The following is a 19238-nucleotide window of genomic DNA, read 5'->3' as shown; positions in this document are numbered from 1 at the left end:
TGAGGCGATCAATTTTGTGGATCATCAAACAGCGCTTCGATCTCGGCCATCTCAGACAGGATCTCTTCTGCCATTGCGGAAAGCTCTTCGTAGTAGATGACAAGCTCTTCGATCTGCTGTGCCTCGGACTCTCCGGTATAGGTCTGCTGGAGACCGGCCATCGCACCAGTCGCGTGATGTGGCGTTGCCATGACGAATGGCATCGCCCCTGCTTCGCCCAAGCGCCCACCGCGCAAGCCGCCAAACCGATCCGGGATGCGGTCCGAGAACTGCTTGTCGAGACCGCTGACCTTGCGGTCGCCGATGGGATCGGTGCCTTGATCCAGAATGGCGCTGGTGCCGCGATCAGCGATGATGTTGGTCCCTTGGTCCATCAGCACATTGGTCGGTCCGCGATCATCCAAGATACTGGTCGGCCCGCGGTCAAGAAGCATGTTCGTCGGCCCCCGATCATCAATGATCGAGGTCGGACGCAAGTCGCGCAGGATATTGGTCGGGCCGCGATCGTCGATGATGTTCGTAGGTCGCTTGTCGAGGATAACATTCGTCGGCGGGCGATCCAGATGCGGCAGCGAATGGATCTGGTCGTCGCGGATTGTGGTCAGACGATCCGACTGGACTGTGGTGATCCGGTCCGCGACTGTGTTGGTCAGGATATCGCGGATCGTGTTGGTATGCGCACCCAAGCTTTGAACGGTGGGTGAGGCCGCTCGCAGGCGTGTGATGCGAAGGCCGAAGTTCGCCCCGGTCATCGCTGCGTTACAGCCGCCATTGGTGTGGATGCCGACGATGCAACCATCGCTGGCCCGCAGGATGCCCGACCCGGAATTGCCTCCCAGCGTGTCGATGTCGTTATACCGAACGCGGAAGTCCTCGAAGCTGGTGATGGGTCCCGCTTCGATCCGCTTGGGTTGCCCGGCGGGGTGCCCGATGATGCAGATCATATCGCCTTGATTGCCGTCATCTTCGGCAAGGCGGGTAATGCCGAACTGCTGACCCGGATTGCCGGACAAGCGCACGATGGCGAAATCCAGACCGTCCAGTCGGTATTCAATCAGCTCTTCCACGGCAAAGGACACCGGGCTTTGCTGTACACCGTTGTTGTCGACCTGGAAATTGAACTCCACGTTCATCCGCGTCGCGATTTCCTGCGAGGAGATGATGTTGCTGGTGCCGTTAATGCGCGGCCGATTCCAGCCACCGCCGGTCTGGTCAAAGCAATGGCCAGCAGTCAGGAACAGGTCGTCCGCGATCAGCGTACCTGTGCACCAGCGATGCCCCGCGACGTTGCCGGGATTGGTATAGATGTTGGCAAGATTGGTGTGCCACCGCAGCACACCAACAGGCGCCTGATGGGTGTCCACAAAGGCGCGGGTCACGCCAAGGCTGCCGTCATATTGCTCCACCGGCTGACTGTCGTCGGTGGTGCCGCATATCGTTTCGCGGATATCGCCGTATTCAAGCCTGTCGGGCGTGAGCGACTCTTGGGTCATCTTTTTCTTGAGGCTTTCGATGTCCTCAAAATTCGGAACGAAAACCGGATCATTCGGGCTGTCCTGCACGTGGCCGACGCCCTCTTTCTTTGATTTAGCCATGTCTAAAGTCCTTATTGAAATACAGTCTGAAATTGTGACCGGTGCGTTGGCCCGAAATGGATCAACCTGGCCCGGCCGCCCGCCAGCCAGAGGCGCCGCCCCTAGGACGAGTTTGAAAAAGGGGGGCTGTCCGAAGCTCCGAAAGAAATGTCCAAGCGCAGCGGGATCGTGATGCTGGCGGTTTGACCCACGTTCGGGGCCACCGGCGCAGACGCAATGCTGCGAGTTGGCGTGCGTTCCCGCACGTTCCCGGGCGGCATCTGGAACCCGCCGGTGTGAACCGCATCACGGCCCACGGCCAAGACCTCTTCGACCAGATCAGCCCCCGGAGTGCCATCACGCGACATGCGGTCAGCCACCGTCTTGAGATGCGCGACAAGGCGCGACACGCGGATGCCTTCATTGGCAATCCATTTGACGGTTTTCATCTCGGGATCTGCAGACGGGTTCCAGATGCCGCCATCCACGGTCACGTAATGTCCGGACTCGGTTTGGTCGGGCACACCAGAGTGATGCAGTGCGATAACCTCCCACAGATCGCTGAAGACAGGCGCGCCAGATGACCCGGGCTGCGTGTCGCCGGTGTAATGTGCGACATGGTCGTTGTCGGGGGGCAGGGCGGTTAGCAGACTTTCGCGGAACACCACCTGTTTGCGTCCTGCCAGTGGATGTTGGACGATGTTGACGGGCTGGCCTTTGCGGATCTTGCCCTCGACTCCGATCAGCGGCAGATGCCCGAAATCCTCAAGGCTGACGCCATCCTCGCTCACCGGTGCCACGGCAACGATGGCCATGTCGAGATGTTCGTTGGCATGGAACAGGCGTTGTGGTTCAAGGGCAAAGCAATGGCCGGTTGTTTGGCGGCTGTCGATCTCCAACTCGTAGCGCAACTGCAAGGACGCGCGGCTCGCCGCAAAATTGTTTTGCAGAACGTGGTGGTTGGTCATCAAGACACCCGGCGCGATCAGGAACCCAGTGCCGAATCCTTGGCCGGTGGATGTGGACACGATCCTCCCGACCGAACGGGCAGCGACTAAAGCGCGTTTGATGAACATGACCGAAAGGAATTCCTCGGCCTCGCCGATCACGCGTTCTAAGATGGCGGCGGTCGCACCTGTCGGCGGGGCTGCGCCCGGTGTTCCAGTCCCGAGCCCTTCCAACGCGGTCTCAAGTTCGCGGCTGAGCTTGCGCCCCTGCCCATTGGCGCTCGCCGCGTCCACCATCGTCAATAGACGCCGCGTGTAGGCGTCGATCCGTTGCGGGGTTTCGGCACTTAGGGGGCGCGCCTCATGCTGCGACTGGATGACGGTCTTGCGCTCTGCATCGGAGGCTTTCCAGCGCAGGCTCGCCGCATCGACCACCGCGCGGGGATAGGCACTTTGATCGGTCGCAGGCGCATCCGAGATGATGGCGCCCACCGGCGGTGCGATATCGACCTGCCCTGACAGAAACGCACCGGCGAAATCAGTCTCTTTGAGTGGTGGAAGTGCCGACAAGGTCTCAAGCCGCAAATCTGCGCTGGTGACATCTGGCATCACGGTTTCGACTGCACGGATGCGGGGGGTGTCGTCCAAAGCGTGGGTGGCGCCCGTGCCAATCAGGTCAATCGTGGCCGCGATCACGTCTGAGCGGTTGCACAGCCAGCCATGCGCACCTTCGCAATAGTAACGTGAGACATCGCCCATTTCCGCCAAATCACGCGGCACAGTGCCATCGCCATCGAAAGAACGGTGATACACAAACCCGTTCGCCGTTTTGTCAGCGCCAATAACCGTGTCTTCGCCTGTGCCGATGATTTGATGGAAACGGGCATCTGGTGCGGGAAGGTCACTGCGCCCCAGTCTGGCGGCGCGAAGGCTGTTGGCGGTCGGAGGCACCGCGCCGCTCGGCCAGAAGCTGCGTGTGAAGAAAGTCTGATTTGGCCGCTTGTCTGGGTCTGGCATCATCTCGACCAGCCCGGGAAAGCCGCGCAGGAATTTGTCGACGATTGTCTTTTGGTCATGGGTCAGATCGGCAAAACCCAATGGGCCAAGCATGTCATGGCTGAGGTCAAACACCTGCACCGGCGCATATGAGCCGTGGTTCGGCGTGCCGATGGTCACAACCCGAGAGATCAGTGAGCGGTCATGATCCTCTGCCGCCATCTGCCGGGCGACCAGCCCGCCCATCGAATGACAGACCAGTGACACGTTGCTCAATCCGCGATTTCGGATACGATCGATCAGCATCTTGCCCGCGACCGCTGGCGATTGCCGCCAGTCGAAGGGCAAGAACTCGGCATCGAAACCTGCCAGCGTCAGGCGTAATTTCATGCGCAGATAGGGTGCGAGTATGGTGCCTGTTGCCGCAACCGAGGCACCCCATTGGATCTTGGCAATGCCGCCTGTCGCCAGATCAGACGGATGCACCCAGACCAGATCGGCTTGTCCGTTACGGATTGCGCTCAGACGGCTGCCCATGATGCCGGGCAGGATGAAAACCTTGCGTCGCCGCGTTTCCAGCAATGGGGCTTCGCGTGCGGCGTTCTGTGCCAGATTGGCAAGATCCTCGTACAGCGCGTCTCCAAACTCGGCACGCAGAGCCGCTTCGTGTTCACCTGTGCGCAGAAAGGTCTCAACCTGGAAGTCGTCAAAGGGCAGCATGGCGTGCTCCTGTGGCATGAAGGAAAAGGTGGCCGGTCCCCGGGAGGAAAGGACCGGCCAAGGCGGTCAGGCAAGGACCGCCGCAAAGCGCATCCAGCGTTCGATCGTGTCGATCGGGTCGCCGTTGGGGGTGCGCAAAGGGCTTTGATCGGGCGAAAATTCCCGCGACAGGGCCGAGTCCGCGTCGTCCATCAGGGCCCCGATGAAGGTCGCGGCAACGATCCAGCTGCCCATCTCACCAAGTCCGGGGCCGGGTGTGCCCTCGGCTTCGGCAAGGCAGTAGAACCAAAGCGGCGTGGCGCTGTTGAAGGCGTGACCATCGAGGAAGGCTGCAAGCTCGGGCTTGTTGTCCAGCCATGCCCGGACGTTTGCCTGTGGGCCACTTGTGACCGCGCCGATGCTTTGCAAATGTGCGTGCAGGGCTTGGCCAGTCGGCAGGCGCAGGCTCTTGCCACGACGGAGGTTGCGGCGGGCGAGGTTGCGGAAGAGAGCGCGCAAGGCCGCCCCGTCCGGAGTTCCTGCGTCGAACTCACCCCCTTCGTTTGCCATATCTCCGAGCGGGGGCGCGATCACCGTATCCACCCTGCGGGCCACGCGTTGTGGGCCGCCATCGGCAAAGCTGGCATCGGGGGTCACGAACCGCGCCCAGTCGATGACCCAGTTCTTCGGGATGTTGTTCAGATTCAACCCAAACCGCGCGCCGATCCCGCCGCCGCCGGTGAAAGCGAAGATCTGATCGAACGGGGCCGTACCGTTGGGGCGGCCAAACGTACGGTTGTAGTCGTAGATATTGCGAACCATCGAATGGCCGAAACGGAACGCCGCAACCGAGAATTCCAGTGGGATCACGTTGCCCACGACACGCCCCGGATTGCGCGCGGCATAGCCGGCGCGGAAGGCGTCGTAATGCGCGTTGCGGGTGTCGAGGATGCGGGTCACGACCTCTGGATCGCAGATGTCCTTGAGATAGCCATGCACGACCAACCACTGGTAATGCAACTTGGTGAGGGATTTGGCGGCGTCGAAATCTGCAATCCAGCCGGTGTCGTTCGCGGCCAGGAAATCCACCACCTTGTTGTGAAACCGCAGAAAGCTGAGGTGGAATTGCGCGATGATGATGTTCTCGTCGTTGCGCATGTCGCCGATCAGTGCGCGCTTGGGAAGTCCCGCTTCGAACTTGGCAAAACCGTCGTCGTTCATCTGTGCACGGGCAATTTCAAGCGCAGCATCGCGAACCTTTTGTTCGACCTGATGAAAGCGCGGCAGATCGCGGTGCGGGTCCAGCGTGTCGTCGGGCAGGGGACCCGGTTCGACCGCAGTTCCGACGCGCATCTTGGCGGTGTGAACGGGATGGCGCAGGCCGGTGCGCAGGACGGACGCGGCATGTTGAATGGACGGGTCTGAGAATGTGCCGATGGGCAGTCCGCCATAGACCGAGTCGAGGTCAAAGCGCGGTGTGCGGGCGTTCTTGAGTTGGCGTTCGATCTCTTGGCCCGTGGCCTTGGGCGTTGGGTCGTCGATGCCGGTCAGGTCGCTTTCGCGGTCGGTGCGGGCGGTCATTTCGTGGTCAAGGAACTGACCCCAATAGGTCAGTACGGGGGCCATCGCGCCATCGGGCGTGGCATCTACGGTATCGACATCCGGCACCATAAGGTCGCCCAGCTGGTCGAGATCGGCGTCCGGTACGGCGGGCAGGTATTGGCTGGCGTCGCCACCGGGAGCCAGCAGAAAGCCGAAATCGGCGGCTTCGTCCACGGCGATGTCACCGTCGGCGGGGCGCAGCGCCTCAAGAAGTTGGGGTTTTTCGGTGGGTGCGCGTTTCGCCTGCGCCCCACCGTGTGATTGCATTTGGAACGTCATCGTCTTTACTCCGAAGGATCGTGCGCGGCAGGGGCAGCAGCCGCTCGACACAATCCAAAGGGTAAAGAGATGGTTGACGTAGGGTGAGTGAGGACGCTGTGAACGCGTTTTTCACACCCCGATGAACGGCTGCTCCTGTGGGTGTTTCGGTGCGGTGCCACAGACTGGAGGCACGCGGTAAGGGCCTGTTCTGGCAAGGGTCCGGGCGTCTGGTGTGATGCCCGTATACAGCTCTGTGAAGCCCTGCCGCGCGGGGTGACCTGCGATGAAGTTCAGCGCGATCAACCGCGTTGCAGTCGCCGCCGCAGCACTGGTACCGATGATCCGCGCACCCGATCCCGACAGAACTCCGATCGAGGGCAAGCCGGGTCTGAACCATCCTTGATCCGATGTGGCCGTCGCAGCAGGTAGGTTCGCATCGACAACCGCACCGCCCTGCGTGTCCAACTTGATCGACGCGCTACCGCTATAGCCCGAAGGTTTGAGCGTGGATTCCATGTAGCCCGCAATGCGGAAGACCGAGGGTGCGGTGCCAATGCCGTTCAGGCAGCCAAACCCGCGCACCGGGGTCAGGGCTGGTGGTTCGAACACGCGAGGCGGTGTTGGGTGGGACAGGTCGACCAGATAGCTTTGCTGCCCACCCGTTCCCAATTGCGTCGGATCATCGTCGCGCTGAACCCAGACGTCGATATGTTCGCCCTCGCAAAGTGGGTCAGATCCAGTGTCGATTTGGATGGTCCACAACCCAACCGGCGTGCGCCGCCCAACGCCAAGGTTCCCGGCTGTGGGGATCATCGCCAGCATCACGCGCCAGCGGTTGCCCAGATGTTTGTCGGCCGAGAGCTGGCCGATGTTCTTACCGCCGATTTCCAGCTCGATGAACTGACGGGGATCACCGTCCTTGAGCAGGGGATCAGCCTTGACCGAGATGCTTTGCTGCAACTCAAGCGGGCTTCCGGCAGGCGGGGACACGGTGACAGTCCAGCCTTTTGGGTCGCGACCCGGTGGCAGCCAGATTTCAAGATAGCTCGACGTGCGGTCATCGGGCTTGAGCTGCCAGCCAAAACTGACCGCGCCATCCCCTAGATCATCGGGCGCAAACCGTGCATGCATGTCGTTGGCAAAGTTGTTGCCCGTCGGCATGACCAGCTCCGTGCAGGGCTGCTCTTTACGCCGGTCAGTGATCAACGCGTCGACCGCCCGTTCGAAACTCGACTGCCCGTCATGGCGATTTGCGCTCCAGCCGTAGCTGAAATTGATCACCAGCGGGATCTCCGCGCAGTTATAGGCCTGCGCGATCATGCGGGCGCGGTTGAAGATGTACTCAATCGCGCTGAGCATCATCATTTCCTTGCCAAAGCCCGAGGTGTCCCAAGCGATGGTGTTCGGCAGTTGCACGGCGATCACTGCCGCGTCGTCGGGCAGATCGGTCGCGCCGACAAAGGGGTCGTTCCCAGCGGCAATCCCAGCGATATGCGCGCCATGGGTCGCGTGATGCATCAGCACCGTGTCCATCTCTGGCAGATCCGCGTCGATGGCATGGGCCGCCTTGTAGGCGCGGATCTCCTGATCGCCGTATTGCGCGCGCAACTGGTCGATCCGGGTGCTTGTGATTTCACAGCCGAAAGGAACGGCGGCTGATGTGTCCGCCCGTGCGGCCTGCAGCCAACACAGGTTGATCCGCGTGTCGCCCGCCGCGTCGCGAAAGGCGCGGTGCAGGAAGGGGATACCGTCATCGATCACACCGATGATAACGCGGGGTTTGACCTTGGGCTTTTGCCAACCATCGGGAGTGGTGTTTGGGTCGTAGGTTGCGGGCCAAGTCACCGGATCGATCGGCATGTTGAGCCGATAGCGTGTTCCGTTCAATGCGTGCAGGCAGCGCGCCAGTTCCGCATCTTCCTGCGCCGGGTCGGTATCCGGGGTCAGCGCCTTGTTCCACATCGCAAAGGGCGTGACGTCAGGATTGTCCTTCCAGAGTGGCGGGATGCGGATTTCGACCTCATCCGTGCTCGCAAGCATACCCTCGCCTTCCATCAGCGCGGTGATATGGCTGGACGGACCTTTGCGAATGGCCGGGAAGGCAAAGGGGCGCCCCAGATCTTCGGAAAAGATCCAGCGTTCATAGGGACCGGTGTACTTGTCGATCCGTTCATCATCGTGGCGGTGCGGGAACATGGCTCAGGCCTTCTGCGCTTCGGCCACAGCGCCGGACCAAAGCCACGAGAAGGCGGGCTTGGCCGAGAGTGTGGCGGTTGCGCCTGTCGCGGTGAGGCCTTTGGCTGCGGCGATCGCCGGGTCGCGTTGATCCTCGTCGAAGAAGTCGTGATCGCCCGCGCTGTAGGCCAGCTCAGCAACCGGCGCGCCTGCACCTGCGCGGTTCAGCACAACCTGACCAACGATCCGGCCAAGCGATGCGCCCGCCCAACTGTCGATGGGATAATGCACACCTGCGACGGTCCGGTTGACCGCAATGCGTTCCGCCAGACCGCGCAGCGCTTTGATGCGCTGTTCGCCGTCCGAAAGGCTGTCCCAAGCGGTCACCAAGGCTTCAAGCACGGTCAGCACGGCATAGGCCTCGGTCGCGTGGGCCGACGGGAAGCTGCCATGGCCCGGTGTCGGGATCATCGGCATCAGTCGTGCGTCTAGCTGATCGGGGCGGCGGATGGCGAGGTGGTTTTTCACGATCATCGCGGTGTGCGCTGCCGCCACTTGCGTGGCCGTGATCAACTCGAAGGTCTTCTTGTTCTGGGCGCTGTGCAGACCCAGCATCATCGCGAAATAGGCGGTTGGAAAACCAAGCTGCGATGTGATCTCGGCGGTGCGTTCTGCGCGCAGGGTGGCGTAATCCGAAACCAGCCGGCACTGTGACCGCAACAGGGTGGTCGCCGGACGGTCAAGCGTCAGGCAGGTGGTGCCGTCAAAAGACAGCGCCACTCGGTCGGGAGCGCCGCCGGTGCCGACGATTGCAGTCGACCCGATGCCCGCGAGGTATTCGCTGACATAAAGCGATCCACGCACCCAAGTCGCCAGACTGTTCAGATTGTTGGGATCAGAGAATCCCAGCTCCTTGTCTGTAGGAGTGCTTCCATCTTCGGTCAGGTGCCGCAAACCTTCAGCTGTCGTCTGAAGGCCGTGGGTGGTCATGGGGTCATAGCCGCCGGGATCCTCGCTGCCGAGAAATCCGCCCAGACCGGTAAAGTTTGTGCCCCCTCCGAAGCCACCAAAACCGCCGAATCCACCAAAACCACCAAAGCCTCCGAACCCGCCGAAGCCACCAAATCCGCCATACTGAGCCATGAAATGTATCCTTTGTTTTAATTGACTTTAAGAAAGCCCCGCCGATGACAGGGCCGAGATCACCAGTTTCCCAGTTTTGCTGTCCGCGGACGGGTGAGTTTTGCGATAATCGTCGAGACTGAAATACGGGAAACGCCGCAGCAAATCCTGCGCGGTCTCGCGCGCTTCTGCTCCGCGATCCAGTGCGTGCAGGGCCGCGATCCGTGTTCTCAGAGTTGAAATATGTCGGTCGTTTGATTCAAGTGACCGATCGGCAAGTTCGAGGGCTTTTGTATAGTCACCACCCGCGAGATGCGCGGAACTGGCCAGACTGTCGAAATAGTATCCAAATGGGTCAATTGGAGACAGGTCACGGGCCATTGTTGTGGCGCGAATGGCGGATTGACCTTCATCCCTGAACGCCATGAGCGACCCGCGCAACAACCATGACAGGCTTTCACTTGGGTTGATGTCCTGCGCCGCGCTGTAGCGTCGTTCCGCCACGTCCATGTTCTTGAGGATGTTGCCGTTGACGAAGCCATCAATGGTCAGGCCAAAACTTGATTGAGGGTCAAGATCAAGCGCGCGCGCGGTGCAATCCAAAGCCTTTTGGGTGTCGCCCTGACGGTCCGTGCTGTAATTCTTGAAGATGCTGAGAACATACCATTTGCCCAGCCAGGCAAAGACATGCGGATTGGCTGGCGCGCGGGAGGCTGCTTCGTCGAGGAACTCGCGGGAGCGCAGGAAATCCCCCAGCTTGGGGTGATGCATGGCCGTCGCTCCGGCGATCAGCAGCTTGTGGTCCGGCAGTTCGGGAAGTGGGGTTTGGCGTCCCGCGAGAAGGGTCGTTTCCGCGATGGCACGCCCGACCGATTGCACCATGTTGACCAACCATCCCGAAGCTTCTTGCGAGAAATGCGCCATCGGGCAGGACAGGTGTCTGTTCCACAAAAGCGTGCCGCTTTGCACATCTGTGAAATCAAGATCCGCAATCAGCGTGTCGCCCTGTCGCCGCATGCTGCCCGTCAGCAGGTAATCCACGTCCAGCGTTTCGCGCAGGTTCACGATGTCAATAAAGCGCTGCGACATTGCCCGTCCGGACAAATGTGAAATGACCGACAGAAGGCTTGAGCGCGACATCATGCGGCTGGTCTCTTCGGCGATCCAGTCGCCCGCTGTCAACGGCGGAGTAAAATTAGGCCACGGGGCGGCGCAAAACTGGGCCACTTTGGGTTTACGCGGGACGCGGGTGATGAGCGGCGGCCAGTCAGCCGCGCTCTCCATGTAGCTGGCGGGTGACTGGCCGCCTTGGACCGTCAGGTCCAAGTCTGGGCTTTGGATCAGTTGATGTTTTCGCCGGGCTTGCGTGCGCGGCTTTGCGCGAGGCGATAGCTTTCGCCGTTCATCTCGAGGATGTTGACGTGGTGGGTCAACCGGTCGAGGAGCGCGCCGGTCAGCCGCTCGGTGCCGAAGGTCTCGGTCCATTCATCGAAGGGCAGATTGCTGGTGATCAGCGTGGCGCCGCGCTCGTAGCGCTGGGAGATCATCTCAAAAAGCAGCTCGGCGCCGGTCTTGGACAGGGGCACGAATCCGAGCTCGTCGATGATCAGCAGCTTCACGGCAGCCATCTGCTTCTGGACGCGCAGCAGCCGACGTTCGTCTCGCGCCTCCATCAGCTCGTTGACCAGCGCGGCGGCGGTGGTGAAGCTGACAGACATGCCCTTCTGGCAGGCTGCCAGTCCCAAGCCCAGTGCAATGTGGGTTTTGCCGGTTCCGCTGGGCCCGAGGGCGATCACGTTCTCACGCCGGTCGATCCATTCGCAACGCCCCAGTTCCAGCACCTGCATCTTGTTCAGCTTCGGGATCGCCTTGAAGTCGAAGCTGTCGAGGCTTTTGGTGGCCGGGAACTTCGCGGCCTTGATGCGGCGCTCGACCATCCGCCGCTCGCGGTCAATGAGTTCCAGTTCCACGAGGCGCGACAGGAACTGGACATGGTCCAGTCCTTCGGCGGCGCATTGACGCGCAACCTTCTCGTGCTCCCGCAAGAATGTGGGCAGCTTCAGCGTCTTCAGATGGTGGGCAAGCAGGATCTTCGGGGCCTCGGTCATTCCGCCGCCTCCGACATCAAGGCCATGTAGCTGGCCGCCCGCGTCGTCTCGACATTCGCCCGCGGCAAGTAGGGGTAGACATCGAGATCAAGCCTCGGGGGGCGCTTCTCCACCTGACAAAGCACGAGGTGCTTCACGGCGTCGAAGCCGACCGCGCCCAGCTTCAGGGCCTTCTTCACGGCGGCATGCAGGTCATCCATCTCGAAGGTCTCGAGCAGACGCAGCACCTGCACATACTCGCGGCGCCCCATCTTGAGCATGCGCGCCTCCATCAGGCGGCGCAAAGTCTGGAACTCTTCGGGCAGGTCCCATTCCGCCAAGGGTGCGGCCTGGTCCAAGGCATTGATCTTGCGCTCGATCAGCGGGAGGTAGTGAACCGGATCAAAGATCATGTCCTCGCGATCGTAACAGCGCGGGTGTCGGGCGATCACCTCCCCGCGACAGCCGATCACGACCTCATCGACATAGCCGCGGATCCAGACATCCTGGTGGCCATAGGCGACCGGGACCGAGTAATCGTTGGTGTCATAGCGCACGATAGACTGCGAGCTGACCCTGCCGCCCGCTTGGTCGCAGGCGTCGAACGGGGCGGCAGGCAGGGGGCGCATCGCGACCAGATCGCGCTGCAACCTCTCACCGATCGTCTCCTTGTGACCCCGAAGAATGCGCGTCAGGCGTGCGCGGCACTGCCCTTCAAGGTCTGCGTTGAAATCGTCCCAACTGGCAAAGTGGGGGATCGGCACCATGTGGTTGCGGCGGGCGTAGCCGACCATCCCCTCGACAGCGCCCTTGTCGTTCCCCTTCCCGGGCCGACTATAGCGATCCCGAAACAGGTAATGCGACTGCAAGCCGCTGAACAGCGCGGCGCGGATGCGCGTGCCGTCCGGTTGGATCTTCGACACCAGGCAGCGGTCGTTGTCGTAGAGCACCGACTGCGGCACCCCGCCGAAGAAGTCAAACGCGCGGACATGGCCGTCTATCCAGGCCTCCGCCGTCGCCGCTGGATAGGCCCGGACGAAATAGGCATCGCTGTGCGGCAGGTCCATGACGAAGAAGTGCGCCTTCTGCTCGACACCGCCGATGACGACAACCGCTTCGCCAAAATCGGCCTGAGCATGGCCCGGCGGATGAGCCAGCGGCACAAACATCTCCCGGGTCCGCCGCTCGCGATCACGCACGTAATCCTTGACGATCGTATAGCCTCCGGTGAAGCCGTGCTCGGCCTGAAGCCGTTCCCATATCCGCTTGGCCGTATGACGCTGCTTGCGATGCACGACCTTGTCGGCTTCAAGCCAGGCGTCAATGAACTCGGTGAACCCGTCCAGCTTCGGCCGCCTGATCGGCTTGTCCCGCCGGTAGCCAGGCGGCACCGAAAAGGCCAACATCTTATCAACCGTCCCACGCGAAATGTTGAAATGCTTCGCCGCCGCCCGCGCGCTCATGCCCTCGGAACACGCCAAGCGAACCTTCTTGTAAAGTTCCACGGTATAGATCTCCCCGCCCTCCCTGCCGATGCAAGAAGGGAAAAGTGGCAGGATTTTACTCCGCCCGCAGCGAGACTATCCCGCCGCTACCATGGCCTAATTTTGCACCGCCGTTTCCACCCGCGATGGCAAGCTCTGCATCGCCCGGCGGCACGGTCAACGGCAGAGCACAGACACGCGGCCTGATCCGCGTTGGCCCGCGCTTGTTCGAGATGAAGCATAGGGCCTTCACCGAACTGGGATCTGCCCGGACGCTGTCCCGCCACGCAAGGAAGGACGGTTCGCGCACATTGAGGTCGTCAAGGAAGGGGCCATCCGAGGGATGACCGATGACCTTGACGCGCGACATGTCGATTTCGATTTCTTTGTTGGTTACGGTCAGAATCTTGTCGAAATCGGCCCCGACGATCTTACGCAGGTCGGACAGTGCGCGGCGCAGATTCTGATGGCCGCTTTCGTAATCGGCAAAGCCCCATAGCGTTTCCTGCAGAAAGCTTCTGGACCTGCGGTTGAGCGGAGCGGTGACCAGCAAGGCAAAAAACGCGCGGTGTTTGGCACCGGTGATCTCTTGCGCAGGCGCATCCGCGCGCCTGAGCACGCATGATCCGAACAAGGAAATCTCAAGCGCTGTGGCCACGTTAGCCTCTCTCATCATCTTAAATCATGCTAGCCGCGCTCTGCTTTGGAACCAAGGTGTTCACACTTATTTCACAGTAGGTCGCAACATGCTTTTGCTAACCTGCGGGAACGGAAAGAGAAAAGGACCATTTCATGTCCGAAAAGCCTACTTCGCTTGAGATCACCGATGCGGTCGACTTCTACAGGCAATGGCCAAAGCTGCGTTTTAACGCAGAACAGCTTCTCGAGAGTCGGGTGGTGAAGGATGAGGATGCCGAAGTGTTGCGCTGGATGATCAAGGTGGTCGATATGGTTGGCCCGCATGATGTCATACGAGAGAAATAGAGCCATGCGATGGGCATGAAAAAACCGGCCTGACGCCGGTTTTTCTAGTTTTCGGTTTGGTCTCAGAGACCCCATTTCTCGGCTGTGCGATCAAAGAAACCTTGGGCTTTCTTCAGTTCGATCCAGCTGTTTACATAGTTGATCCAGACCTGATCATTTTGCGGCAGCAGCATCGCGATGGGCGATGGTGCGCGCGGACCATCGGTTTCGATCTGGCGCAGGTTCGGGAACTTGGACACCAGTGTCGCGCCTTCGATATTCGATGTGATGAAGACATCCGAGCGCCCGGACAGAACTTCCTGATAGCCACGTGCCGGCGCTTCGACCACTGTCACTTCGGCATCGGGGAACCATTCCTTGACCAGTTTCTCGAACGTGGTGCCCAAGGTGGTGCCGACTTTTACGTCTGCAGAGTTGATAGAGTCCCAACCCGAGAAACGATCAACCTTATCGTCTGTGGTGAACGGGAAAATCTCGACCGAGATATAGCTGTCCGAGAAACCGGCGGCTTTCATCCGTGCCGGGCTGATCGAGGCGGAACCGGTCATATGGTAGTTCCCGGCAACGACCCCGTTCACGAGAGTTTTCCAGTCGGTCGGCACGAACTCGAGCTCGACGCCGAGGTCAGTTGCCAGTTCGGTCATCACGTCGATGTCGTAGCCGACATAGCTGTTGGTGGCAGGGTCGCGGACGGACATCGGGTTCCAGTCGCCGGTGGTGCCGACCTTAAGAACGCCGCCACTCAGAATGTCCTGTAGCGCAGACTGCGCCGATGCAGGTGCCGCCAGGAACGACGCCGCAAAGGCAGCCGCGAGGCCAAGTGATTTTAGAAAACGCATGGTATTTCCCTTTTCGTGTCTATCTTCGTGGGGTTACATAACGGCAAAAGCTCCGACGGCCATCTCGCAACGCTGTTTTTTCGGCATGCGCGCTATCTAGAGAGCAAATCTGGTAGATCGGAGTGTGGCATGAACGCTGACCGCGTCATAGAGATCAGGTCGCTGAACAAATCCTTTGGGGATTTCCAAGTTCTGACAAATGTCGACCTGAATGTCAGTCTGGGCGAGCGTATCGTCATTTGCGGACCTTCGGGTTCGGGCAAATCCACCTTAATCCGATGTGTCAATGGATTGGAACAGTATGATTCCGGTGGAATCACAGTTGATGGCATATCGCTCTCTGCTCCGGGTGGCGTTGATCGGGTGCGCGCAGAGGTTGGAATGGTGTTCCAGCAGTTCAATCTTTTTCCACATCTGACTGTGATCGAAAACCTGACCTTGGGTCCGATGAAGGCGCGCGGCCTGTCTCGTAAGGACGCGGACGCGCTGGCCATGGAATATCTCGAACGGGTTAAAATCCCCGAACAGGCGCAGAAACGACCGCGAGACCTGTCCGGTGGTCAGCAACAGCGTGTGGCGATTGCCCGTTCCTTGTGCATGGCGCCCAAGATCATGCTGTTTGATGAACCGACCTCGGCTCTTGACCCCGAGATGATCTCGGAAGTGCTGGATGTGATGGTGGAACTGGCGCGCGATGGCATGACCATGCTGGTGGTCACGCACGAGATGGGCTTTGCCCGCAAAGTCGCAGACCGGATGGTGTTCATGGATGGTGGCGAGATCGTCGAGACCGGAACACCTGCGGAGGTTTTCGAAGCCCCGAAGACGCAACGCTTCAAGTCGTTTCTCGACAAGATCCTGCAGCATTGAGGTTATTGTGATGAAACGGTTCTTCAAAATTTGGATGCTGCTGGGCGCCTGCCTGTTTCTTGCCGCCTGTTCCGGGGACGGTACTTGGGGCTGGTACGTGATCGACCCGTCGACGGCGCAGGGCCAGACCAACATCCGGTTCCTTGTCGGCGGCTTCTGGGCAACGATCCAGCTTTCTCTGATCGCCACGGCGTTGTCGATGACGATTGGGCTGCTGGTGGCCTTGCCGGGTATGTCGTCGAACCGCTGGATTCGGCTTCCGTCGCGGGTCTATATCGAGTTTGTGCGCGCGATACCGCTGCTGCCAATGCTGTTTTGGGTGTTCTACGGTCTTCCGGTCGTGATGCGGTCGCTTGGATTTCCAATCACCATCGACGCGTTCTGGGGGGCGATCATCACATTGGCGATTTCCGACAGCGCGTTCACGGCTGAAATCTATCGCTCGGGCATCCAGTCGATCCCAAAAGGCCAGACCGAAGCAGCCCGGACCGTTGGCCTGACCTACAGCCAGACGATGCGCTACGTCGTCCTGCCTCAGGCGATCCGGCGCATCCTGCCGCCGTTGGCCAATCAGTTCATTTACATCGTCAAAATGTCGGCCTTTGCCTCGGTCATCGGGATGCAGGAATTGACGCGTCGCGCGAACGAGTTGGTCGTTACGGAATACAGGCCACTCGAAATCTACTCGTTGCTGATCCTCGAATACCTTGTGCTTGTCCTCATCATCAGCTTCTTCGTGCGGTGGCTTGAGCGTAAGATGGGTGCAGATGAAAGCCGTTGATGGAGATTGAGATGAGTTGGTCGGAGTTCATGAAGGAAACCGTTGGGCGTCTTGATGTCCTGCAAAAGGAAACGCCCGAGACATTCGCAGGCTTCAACCAGATGGGGCGGGCCGCAAAGACCAATGGCGCGTTGGATGAAAAGACCAAGGAATTGATCGCGCTGGGTATTGCGATTGCGACCCGGTGTGACAGTTGTATCGCCTTTCACGTCAAATCGTTGGTGCGGCTAAAGACGCCCCGCGACGAGTTCTGCGAGGCGCTGGCGATGATCGCCTATATGGGTGGGGGACCTTCGGTGGCGTTTAGCGCTAAGGCTCTTGAGGCCTATGACGAGTTTACGAATGGGGTGCCGGCGACGTCTGTCTGAGGCCGAAAAGGTCTTTCGAAAGACCTTGAAACGCGGTTTGCAAACCGCGTTTCAAGGCGCTTACGTCAAGAGATTTAAATCTCTTCTCACGTGACCGCCTTGTGCACCATGCCCCAATAGATGGCCTCCACCTCGGGAAGCGACAATCGCCCACCACTGCGATACCACGTGTTCACCCCGTTCAGCATCGCGATGATCGCCAATGTTGTGATCTTGGTATCGGCGACATCAAACACTCCGGTATCGCGACCGTCGCGTAGGATCGTTTCAAGTTCGCTTTCATAGCGGCGACGCAGGTCTTCGATCGTGGCAAAGTTTTCGGGGGTGAGGTTTCGCAGCTCCATGTAGGAAATGAACACCGCCAAAGGCCGTTCAAGGTGAAATCGGATATGAAATCGGCTGAAGGCTTCAAGACTGTCCAGAGGTGTAGCGCTTTGCGGTTCAAGCGCCCTTGCCTGCAGCAGATCATCCATATGCCCGCGCATCAGGTCAAAAAGCAAAGACTGCTTGTCCGGTGTGTAGTTGTACAGCGCTCCGGCCTGAACTCCGACGTCCTGCGCGATCCGCCGCATTGAAACGGCGGCGTAGCCATGCTGCGCAAACAGCGAGAGTGCCGCCTCGCGCACCCGGGGCCCTGTGATATCCGAATGTGAGCCAGCCGTGCGTGCCATGCTTGGCAGATTATCTGAACACCCGTTCAGATCAAGCCTGTGGTTGCGCCCTTGCCTGCACTGCGGCATGACAATCGGGGCAGAAGGAGAGTTCTGATGTGGCGGGCGGCGATCATCCTTGGTTTTCTCGTAACCGCTTGTGCGGAGTTTCCCGAAGTGGATGCGGCTCTTGCGGCCGGTGATCCCGATGCTGGTTACCCGGACTTGTTGCCGTTCGAACAATTGGCACCGGATCAGGAAACGGCTTTGAGCGAAACCGACGATGAGGCGCTGCTGGCCCGTGCCGCGGGTCTGCGCAACCGGGCTGATGGGCTGCGTGGCCCTGTCATCGACCGCGACACCCGTGACCGAATGGACGATGGTGTGACACAACCCTGATCAGGGCCGTTGCAGCGCAGAACGCAAGACGCTATTGCGGGCAAAATCACTGCCGACTGCAAAAGGATTGCCTGAATGACTGAACCTCTGCGTCTTGGAATTGCGGGTCTGGGCACTGTCGGTGGGGGCGTCGTCAAGATCGTCCGCCAGAAAGCCGCGCTGCTTCAGGCACGGGGCGGGCGTCCGATCACTATCTCAGCGGTCTGCGCGCGCAATCGGGTCAAGGATCGCGGTGTTCCGCTTGATGGATATGCGTGGGAGGATGATCCCGTGGCCCTTGCGCAACGGGATGATGTGGATGTTTTCGTAGAACTGGTCGGCGGGAGCGATGGTCCAGCCAAGGCTGCGACCGAGGCGGCTTTGCGCGCGGGCAAAGATGTCGTTACTGCCAATAAGGCCCTTTTGGCACACCACGGACAAGACCTTGCCGACGCAGCCGAAAAGGCTGGATCGGTGCTGCGGTTCGAAGCGGCGGTTGCCGGCGGTATCCCTGTGGTCAAGGCGCTGACTGAAGGCCTGGCCGCCAATGACATCACCCGCGTGATGGGTGTGATGAACGGCACTTGCAATTACATCCTGACCCGCATGGAGTCGGCAGGCCTGACATACGATCAGGCTTTCGCCGAAGCGGATGGTCTTGGCTATCTCGAAGCAGATCCCAACCTTGACGTGGGCGGCATAGACGCAGGTCACAAGCTGTCGCTTTTGGCCTCTATCGCTTTTGGCACCCAAGTGGCTTTCGATGCGGTCGAGCTTGAAGGCATCGGGCGAGTCAGTATCGAAGACATCCGCCAGGCGGCGGATATGGGCTATAAAGTAAAACTGCTCGGCGTTTGTCAGATGACCGGACGTGGGCTTGAACAGCGCATGTCGCCCTGCCTCGTCCCGGCAACATCGCCCTTGGGCCAGCTTGACGGTGGCACCAATATGGTGGTGATCGAAGGCGATCAGGTGGGGCAACTCGTATTGCGCGGTGCAGGCGCGGGTGAAGGTCCGACTGCCAGCGCGGTCATGGGTGATGTGATCGACATCGCGCGGGGCACGCGGGTGTCGACCTTCGGTCAGCCCGCCGCGTCGTTGGCCAAGGCAACGCCGGCACAGACGGCGACCCCTGCGCCTTATTATCTACGACTGATCCTTCTCGACAAACCCGGTGCGCTGGCCAAGGTTGCTGCGGTGCTGGGCGAAGCTGGTGTGTCGATCAACAGGATGCGCCAGCGCAGCCATGACCTGAACACTGCGCCGGTGCTGATTGTCACTCACAAGACCACCCGCGCCGCACTGGACACGGCACTGGCCGCTATGGTCGGTACGAATGTTGTCGAAGGCGAACCTGTCGCGCTTCGGATCGAACAGGTCTGACCGCTTTAGCGCAATCAACCTTGTCAGCAGGGGGGCGC

17 protein-coding genes are annotated in these 19238 nt (G+C 60.2%); 6 read left to right on the top strand and 11 right to left on the bottom strand.

Going from position 1 to position 19238, the window contains the following annotated elements; translation table 11 throughout:
* Positions 1-8: 8 nt before the first annotated feature.
* The 9 genes from ACK3EW_RS15180 to ACK3EW_RS15140 form a co-directional block, all read right to left on the bottom strand.
* On the bottom strand, positions 9-1595 hold the full coding sequence (locus ACK3EW_RS15180; protein ID WP_493806846.1) for a trypsin-like serine peptidase: 1587 nt from the start codon (positions 1593-1595) through the stop codon (positions 9-11).
* 101 nt (positions 1596-1696) lie between these two features.
* On the bottom strand, positions 1697-4237 hold the full coding sequence (locus ACK3EW_RS15175; protein WP_493806845.1) for a trypsin-like peptidase domain-containing protein: 2541 nt from the start codon (positions 4235-4237) through the stop codon (positions 1697-1699).
* Positions 4238-4303: 66 nt separating this feature from the next.
* On the bottom strand, positions 4304-6097 hold the full coding sequence (locus ACK3EW_RS15170; RefSeq protein ID WP_493806844.1) for a peroxidase family protein: 1794 nt from the start codon (positions 6095-6097) through the stop codon (positions 4304-4306).
* A gap of 111 nt (positions 6098-6208) precedes the next feature.
* Positions 6209-8275 (bottom strand): S8 family serine peptidase, encoded by a 2067-nt coding sequence (locus tag ACK3EW_RS15165; protein ID WP_493806843.1) that lies wholly within the window; start codon positions 8273-8275, stop codon positions 6209-6211.
* A 3-nt stretch (positions 8276-8278) separates the two neighbouring features.
* Positions 8279-9397, bottom strand: coding sequence for a phosphatase PAP2 family protein (locus ACK3EW_RS15160; protein ID WP_493806842.1), 1119 nt, complete (start codon positions 9395-9397; stop codon positions 8279-8281).
* Between the two features lie 27 nt (positions 9398-9424).
* Positions 9425-10702, bottom strand: a complete 1278-nt coding sequence (locus tag ACK3EW_RS15155; RefSeq protein ID WP_493806841.1) for a tetratricopeptide repeat protein — start codon at positions 10700-10702, stop codon at positions 9425-9427.
* A 14-nt stretch (positions 10703-10716) separates the two neighbouring features.
* Positions 10717-11484 (bottom strand): IS21-like element helper ATPase IstB, encoded by a 768-nt coding sequence (istB, locus tag ACK3EW_RS15150; RefSeq protein WP_493806540.1) that lies wholly within the window; start codon positions 11482-11484, stop codon positions 10717-10719.
* The gene (gene istA, locus ACK3EW_RS15145; protein WP_493809742.1) at positions 11481-12977 is read right to left on the bottom strand and encodes an IS21 family transposase; all 1497 of its coding nucleotides are present in this window, start codon (positions 12975-12977) and stop codon (positions 11481-11483) included. The genes istB and istA overlap by 4 nt, the downstream gene beginning before the upstream one ends.
* Positions 12978-13023: 46 nt before the next feature.
* On the bottom strand, positions 13024-13605 hold the full coding sequence (locus ACK3EW_RS15140; RefSeq protein ID WP_493806840.1) for an AfsR/SARP family transcriptional regulator: 582 nt from the start codon (positions 13603-13605) through the stop codon (positions 13024-13026).
* Between the two features lie 134 nt (positions 13606-13739).
* On the opposite strand from ACK3EW_RS15140, the gene ACK3EW_RS15135 reads away from it, so the two are divergent.
* Positions 13740-13931, top strand: a complete 192-nt coding sequence (locus tag ACK3EW_RS15135; protein WP_439120048.1) for a hypothetical protein — start codon at positions 13740-13742, stop codon at positions 13929-13931.
* 62 nt (positions 13932-13993) lie between these two features.
* Here the strand turns inward: ACK3EW_RS15135 and ACK3EW_RS15130 are convergent, their stop codons facing one another.
* Positions 13994-14770, bottom strand: a complete 777-nt coding sequence (locus ACK3EW_RS15130; RefSeq protein WP_085628208.1) for a transporter substrate-binding domain-containing protein — start codon at positions 14768-14770, stop codon at positions 13994-13996.
* A 129-nt stretch (positions 14771-14899) separates the two neighbouring features.
* Here ACK3EW_RS15130 and ACK3EW_RS15125 point away from each other — a divergent pair, with 129 nt between their 5' ends.
* Genes ACK3EW_RS15125 through ACK3EW_RS15115 form a run of 3 tightly spaced genes read left to right on the top strand, consistent with a single transcriptional unit; the run spans position 14900 to position 16789 of the window.
* The gene (locus ACK3EW_RS15125; RefSeq protein ID WP_085628207.1) at positions 14900-15640 is read left to right on the top strand and encodes an amino acid ABC transporter ATP-binding protein; all 741 of its coding nucleotides are present in this window, start codon (positions 14900-14902) and stop codon (positions 15638-15640) included.
* 10 nt (positions 15641-15650) lie between these two features.
* Positions 15651-16421, top strand: a complete 771-nt coding sequence (locus ACK3EW_RS15120) for an amino acid ABC transporter permease (protein WP_085628206.1) — start codon at positions 15651-15653, stop codon at positions 16419-16421.
* 11 nt (positions 16422-16432) lie between these two features.
* Positions 16433-16789 carry a carboxymuconolactone decarboxylase family protein gene (locus ACK3EW_RS15115; RefSeq protein WP_493806839.1) on the top strand — a complete coding sequence of 119 codons (357 nt, stop codon included), beginning with the start codon at positions 16433-16435 and terminating at the stop codon, positions 16787-16789.
* 86 nt (positions 16790-16875) lie between these two features.
* Here ACK3EW_RS15115 and ACK3EW_RS15110 read toward each other — a convergent pair whose 3' ends face one another.
* Positions 16876-17460, bottom strand: a complete 585-nt coding sequence (locus ACK3EW_RS15110) for a TetR/AcrR family transcriptional regulator (RefSeq protein ID WP_439120050.1) — start codon at positions 17458-17460, stop codon at positions 16876-16878.
* A gap of 96 nt (positions 17461-17556) precedes the next feature.
* Here ACK3EW_RS15110 and ACK3EW_RS15105 point away from each other — a divergent pair, with 96 nt between their 5' ends.
* On the top strand, positions 17557-17838 hold the full coding sequence (locus ACK3EW_RS15105) for a hypothetical protein (RefSeq protein ID WP_493806838.1): 282 nt from the start codon (positions 17557-17559) through the stop codon (positions 17836-17838).
* A gap of 75 nt (positions 17839-17913) precedes the next feature.
* The gene (locus ACK3EW_RS15100; RefSeq protein ID WP_439120052.1) at positions 17914-19200 is read left to right on the top strand and encodes a homoserine dehydrogenase; all 1287 of its coding nucleotides are present in this window, start codon (positions 17914-17916) and stop codon (positions 19198-19200) included.
* The last annotated feature ends 38 nt before the right edge of the window (positions 19201-19238 follow it).

This window comes from Marivita sp. NO-S04 (genome assembly GCF_059070475.1).
Note: the sequence above shows the minus strand (reverse complement) of the source record. Positions and strands in the feature narration are given on the sequence as shown.